This window comes from Catenulispora pinistramenti (genome assembly GCF_018274385.1).
GTDB lineage: Bacteria > Actinomycetota > Actinomycetes > Streptomycetales > Catenulisporaceae > Catenulispora > Catenulispora pinistramenti.
Genome location: NZ_JAAFYZ010000390.1, coordinates 1 through 4874, shown reverse-complemented (window position 1 = coordinate 4874; position 4874 = coordinate 1). Strand labels below are relative to the sequence as shown.

The 4874-nt window shown below is 70.7% G+C and carries 4 protein-coding genes and 1 pseudogene; 3 read left to right on the top strand and 2 right to left on the bottom strand.

The genetic code is table 11. The features are described from left to right. Window positions 1-604 precede the first annotated feature (604 nt). Entirely contained in the window at window positions 605-1129 is a 525-nt protein-coding gene (locus KGQ19_RS47470; RefSeq protein WP_212022049.1) for an anti-sigma factor, read from the bottom strand. A 90-nt stretch (window positions 1130-1219) separates the two neighbouring features. Continuing rightward, a complete protein-coding gene (locus tag KGQ19_RS47465; RefSeq protein ID WP_212022047.1) occupies window positions 1220-2281 on the bottom strand; it encodes a DUF3866 family protein in 1062 nt (353 codons plus the stop codon). A gap of 144 nt (window positions 2282-2425) precedes the next feature. Here KGQ19_RS47465 and KGQ19_RS47460 point away from each other — a divergent pair, with 144 nt between their 5' ends. The 3 genes and pseudogenes from KGQ19_RS47460 to KGQ19_RS47450 all read left to right on the top strand — a co-directional run. Then, window positions 2426-3505, top strand: a complete 1080-nt coding sequence (locus KGQ19_RS47460) for a helix-turn-helix transcriptional regulator (protein ID WP_212022045.1) — start codon at window positions 2426-2428, stop codon at window positions 3503-3505. After that, window positions 3502-4473: a helix-turn-helix transcriptional regulator gene (locus KGQ19_RS47455; protein ID WP_212022037.1), complete on the top strand. Its 972-nt coding sequence runs from the start codon at window positions 3502-3504 to the stop codon at window positions 4471-4473. Before KGQ19_RS47460 ends, KGQ19_RS47455 begins: the two co-directional genes overlap by 4 nt. After that, window positions 4470-4874: pseudogene (locus KGQ19_RS47450) on the top strand (hypothetical protein); the annotation flags it as partial. The gene KGQ19_RS47455 and the pseudogene KGQ19_RS47450, both read left to right, overlap by 4 nt.

The following is a 4874-nucleotide window of genomic DNA, read 5'->3' as shown; positions in this document are numbered from 1 at the left end:
GAACGGACCGCACCACGTCACAAACCGCAGCCGCTGAGACTGACCCGGCCACCCGATGGACTGGCGCTAGTTTCCCTGAGGTTGCCGAGGCCCGCCGGAGGCCCGGCCCTTCATCACAGCCCTTGACCTTGACCTTGCTTGTGGCTCTTGATCTTGCTCTTGATCTGGCCTGTGCCGTTGATCTTGCCCTTGTTCTGACTTGCCGGTGTTGAAGAGGCCTGAGGTGCGGCGGGGTTGTGAACGCGCGAACCGGCAGCCGACAAACACACCCACCACCCCGAACCCCGAACCGGCACAACTATGACCGAAGGCCGTAAAAAGCTTCTAGAACCCACAGGCCAACCGCAACCTGTCCCGCAAGCTCCAGCCCGCATGAAGATTCGCACCCCGAACCACTCCAGGCACCAGACTGCCGCACTGCGCTACGCCGCCACAAGGAACAGCCGCAAGGAACAGCACAGCGCAGCATGGCCCGCCGCTACATCATCTGGCGAAGCCGCCAGGCCGACGACCTTGGCATACGCCAAATCATCACCAAGCATCACCAGACATCGCCAAATCATCACCAGACATCACCAGAGCAAACGCGTCGCCCGATACACCGCTAGTGCAGCGGCAGGTGCGCGATCGGCGTCCCCGACAGCGTGTGCGCGCCGCCCGAGGGCTCGACCGATACCTCCAGCGAGGCCGCGCCGGCCGGGAGCGAGACCACGACCATGTCGTTCTGCGGGGCGTCGAAGCGTGAGTCGCCGGCCGGCTTCGGGGCCGCGCCGGTGCCGGTGAGGTACCAGAACTCGTAGGTGCTGCCCTTGCTGAGTGCCGGCAGGTCGTGGCCGGTGATGGCGAAGCGGTGCAGCTTGGGGGAGTAGAACGCGGTCACCGAGCCGCCGCCGGCGGCCGGTTGTTCGGCGGTCTGCAGGCCGGGCGTTCCCAGCAGGAAGGCGACCGCCTTCTCGTTCGCCTCCGCCGACATCTGGCGGTCGTGGACGCGCAGCGTCGTCCAGGCGAACGCCGCGGCCGCCAGGCCGAACACGACGCAACTCAGGAGCAGGACGGGGACCGCCCGGAGCTTGCGTTCGGTTGTCACGCGCTTGTCGTCGACCTTGCTTGCTTCGACGCTCTCTTCCACGACCAACGTCCCTCCCCGGCTCACGGTCTCAGGTGTGCAGTGCAGCATCCCATAGTGCTGACAACCGTGGGTACGTGGCCCGATATCGGGTCAGAATTTCCTGGTCGCGGCGAGCCGGCCGGCGCACGCCGAGGCGAGGAACGCCGCGTGGTCCTGGTCCAGGCCGCGGCCCATCGTGCTGAGCTTCACCGGAGACGAGCGCAAGGCCGCGTCCAGTCCGTCGACCGGTACGCGGACCACAGCGTGTCGCGGCTCCAACTCCGCGGCCTGCGCAGCCGCCTCGCGCCAGAAGGCGTCGTCCACGTCCGGCAGGGCGACTTCGGCGCGCGCCAAGGCGACCTTTCCATAGGCGGTCAGACTGTGGTGGCTCACTCCGCGGTGCCGTTCGCGCTCGTCTGCAGAGGACACCCGCAGCGCAGCGACCGGTAGTCCGCCGAGCACCGCCGTCGCGTTGACCGCTTCGCCGCATGCGACTCCCGAGAACCCCCACTCGGTCCCGGTCCCGAGGTTCCCCGGGCCTTGCGTGACGATCGCTATGTCGGCGCCTAATACGTGCCGGGCCGCGAGCAGTCCGCTATGCACGGTCACGCACTCCAGATCCCCGCCGAACGCCTGCCCGACCGTGACCGTCCCGGCTGCCAGCCACCCGGCCGAGCGGAGTCCGTCGACCGTCCGGGAGAACCACAGGGGGAGCGCGCCTCCGTCGGTCATCACGTAGGCGACGCGTGCGGAGGGGCGGTCCGCGAGGATCCCGGCGAGTACCGCGGGTAGTGCTGAGTGCAGATCGGCGACGACTACCGGCATGCCGTCCAGGGACGATGCTGTGGCCAACTCCGGGTAGCGCTCCTCGGCTCCGTCTACAACGGTCTGCAGAGGCGTATAGCGGGCCTTCACCATGTGTCCCTGGAGAGGAACGTCTTCAGGGAGCCGCGCCGGGATCGCTACTATGAGTGCGTAGCCGCCGGTCCCCAAGCCGAGCTCCAGGGCCGCCGCCGACAGCAGCACCTCGTCCCCGACTTCGGGGCGTCCGACCAGGCCTGGATATGCCAGCGCGCGGAACATTTCCCCGTCTGCGGCCGTTACATGTACCTCTAGGGAACCGCGCCATTCGCGGTCCACACCAGTCACCACCGCACGCCGCCACCGGATCACCCACCCCACGCTACCGGCCCGGTGACACCCCGTTAGTCCGGCCGCCATCACTCGTTCGTGTTCGCCAATCTGTACGACGCTGCGCGTGCGAACCGATTAGCGCTACCGTTCACGACGTAACCGAGTTGCTGTAGGAGAGCGTCGATGCCCGCCACGAAGACCGAGCGGTTGGTGAACCTGGTCATCTGCCTGCTCGCGTCCAAGCAATACGTCACCAAGGAGCGCCTGCGCGCCACCTTGGAGCCTTATCGCGAGTGCCCCACGGACGACGCCTTCGAGCGGATGTTCGAGCGGGACAAGGACGAGCTCCGCGAGATGGGCATCCCGCTGGAGACCGGCACCAACAGCGCGCTGTTCGAGGACGAGATCGGCTACCGGATCCCCAAGGACTCCTACAACCTGCCCGAGATCCGGCTGGAGCGCGACGAGGCCGCCGTGCTCGGCGTGGCCGCGCGGTTCTGGCAGCAGGCGGTCCTGGCCTCCGACGCCTCCTCGGCCCTGTTGAAGCTCAAGAGCGCCGGCATCGAGGTCGGCGACATCAGCCAGTCCGGCATCGAGCCCCGGGTGCGGACCGAGACCGGCGCCTTCGAGCCGCTGCTGCAGGCGATCTGTGACCGGCGTCCGGTGGCCTTCGGCTACCGCAAGTCCGGCGAGGTGGAGCCGGTCCAGCGCAGGGTCGAGCCGTGGGCCATCGACTCCTGGCGCGGGCACTGGTACCTGGCCGGCTACGACCGGGACCGCGGCGCCGACCGGATGTTCCGGCTGGACCGGATCGTCGGCGAGGTGGTGCTGCTGGCCGGGCACCTGACCGAGTCGGTCCCGGACGACATGGACGTGCACGCCAAGGTCGCCGAGTTCGCCTGGCGGCAGAACCGCAACGTCGGCACCGCCACCCTGCGCCTGAAGGCCGACACCGGCTTCCTGCTGCGCCGCCGCGCCACCGAGTGCGTCCCGGAACTGCTGGACGGCGAGCCGACCGGCTGGGACGTGGTCACCGTGCCGCGCAACACCGGCATGGCCGGCTGGCTCGCCGAGTTCGGCCCGGACGTGCAGGTCCTGGACCCGCCGGAGCTGCGCGCGGCGGTGGTCGGCCGGCTGCGCGCGGCGATGGCCGGCAACGCGCTGGCGGCGAGCGATGAGATGACGCACCGCGGAGCCCGGATCGGCGCCCAGCCCGGCGCCGAGCGCTCCGACACCGGCGAGATGACGGGAGCCTCGCGATGAGCGGTGCCGCGGCGCAGGTCCGCCGGCTGTTGAACCTGGTGCCCTACCTGCTGGAGCACGAGGGCGCGAAGCTGACCGAGGTGGCCGGGGAGTTCAACGTCTCGGAGAAGCAGCTCCGCAAGGACCTGGAGACGCTGTGGATGTGCGGGCTGCCCGGCGGCCTGCCGGACGACCTGATGGAAGCGCACATCGGCGAGGGCGGCACCATCCACCTGGAGAACGCCGAGGCCATCGTCCGGCCGCTGCGCTTCTCGGTGCGCGAGGCGGTGGCCCTGCTGGTCGCCCTGCGCGCGCTGGCGCAGCTTCCCGGCGTCGCCGACCGCGACGCCCTGCTGCGCGCCATCGCCAAGCTGGAGGAGGCCGCCGGCGAGCGCGGGGCCGAGGCCTCGCAGCGGGTGACCGTGGCCTTCGAGGCGCGCGCCACCGTCCTGGACCGCATCCGCCAGGCCCTGGACGCCGGCCGCCGCCTGCGGCTGGACTACTTCGTGCCGTCCCGCGACCAGGTCACCACACGCGACGTGGACCCGATGCGGGTGATCCTCTCCGACGGTCATGCCTACCTGGAGGGCTGGTGCCGCCGCAGCGAGGCGGTCCGGGTCTTCCGGCTGTCCCGCATAGTGGCCATCGACGTCCTGGACATCGCCGCCGAGATCCCCGAGTCCGCCGAACCGCAGGACCTGGACGACGGCGTCCTGCGCCCGGCCGCCGACGACCCGCTGGTGACCCTGGAGGTCACCCGGCACGCCCGCTGGGTCGCCGAGAACTACCCGAACGAAGGCGTCGAGGAACTGCCCGAGGGCGGCCTGCGCATCGCCCTGCGCGCCCCCGACCAGGGCCGCATCCTGCGCCTGGTCCTCCGCCTGGGTGCTGATGGCCGCATCGTCGACCCCCCGGCCCTGGCCGACCAGGTCCGCAAGACCGCCGCGGAGGCGCTGGCGCTGTATGGAGACGTCGAGGCCACCGCGTGAGCGATGCGGCCGAGCCGGACGCCAGGGACTGGTTCCGCGGCGGCCCGGCTGAGGGTGCCCGCGCGCCCCGGGCGGTCGGCGAGGCCTTCGGGCACCTGCCGAAGGAGGCGGCGAGCGGCGATTCGGAGTGGTTCGGCGCCGAGAGCGCTCCTGCGCAAGAGCCTGCCGCTCCCGCCGCGCTCCAAGAAGTCACGGCCGGCGCGCCGCCCGAGCCCGTTGCCGCCGAGCCTGACTTCGCCGCCGCGGATCGGCTCTCCGCGAGCCCCGCGGCTCAGGCGCCTGCCGCGCCGCCCGAGCTCGCCGTCCCAGAGCCCGACTTCGCCGCCGAGGACTGGCTCCCGGTGAGCCCCGCGGCTCAGGTACCTGCCGCGCCGCCGCCCGGGCCCCCCGAAGCCGCCACC

What these genes read in the sequence shown, in the direction of transcription:
- KGQ19_RS47455 (WP_212022037.1), top strand. Translation starts at nt 3,502, where the DNA reads ATGAGCGGTGCCGCGGCGCAGGTCCGCCGGCTGTTGAACCTGGTGCCC.
- KGQ19_RS47460 (WP_212022045.1), top strand. Translation starts at nt 2,426, where the DNA reads ATGCCCGCCACGAAGACCGAGCGGTTGGTGAACCTGGTCATCTGCCTG.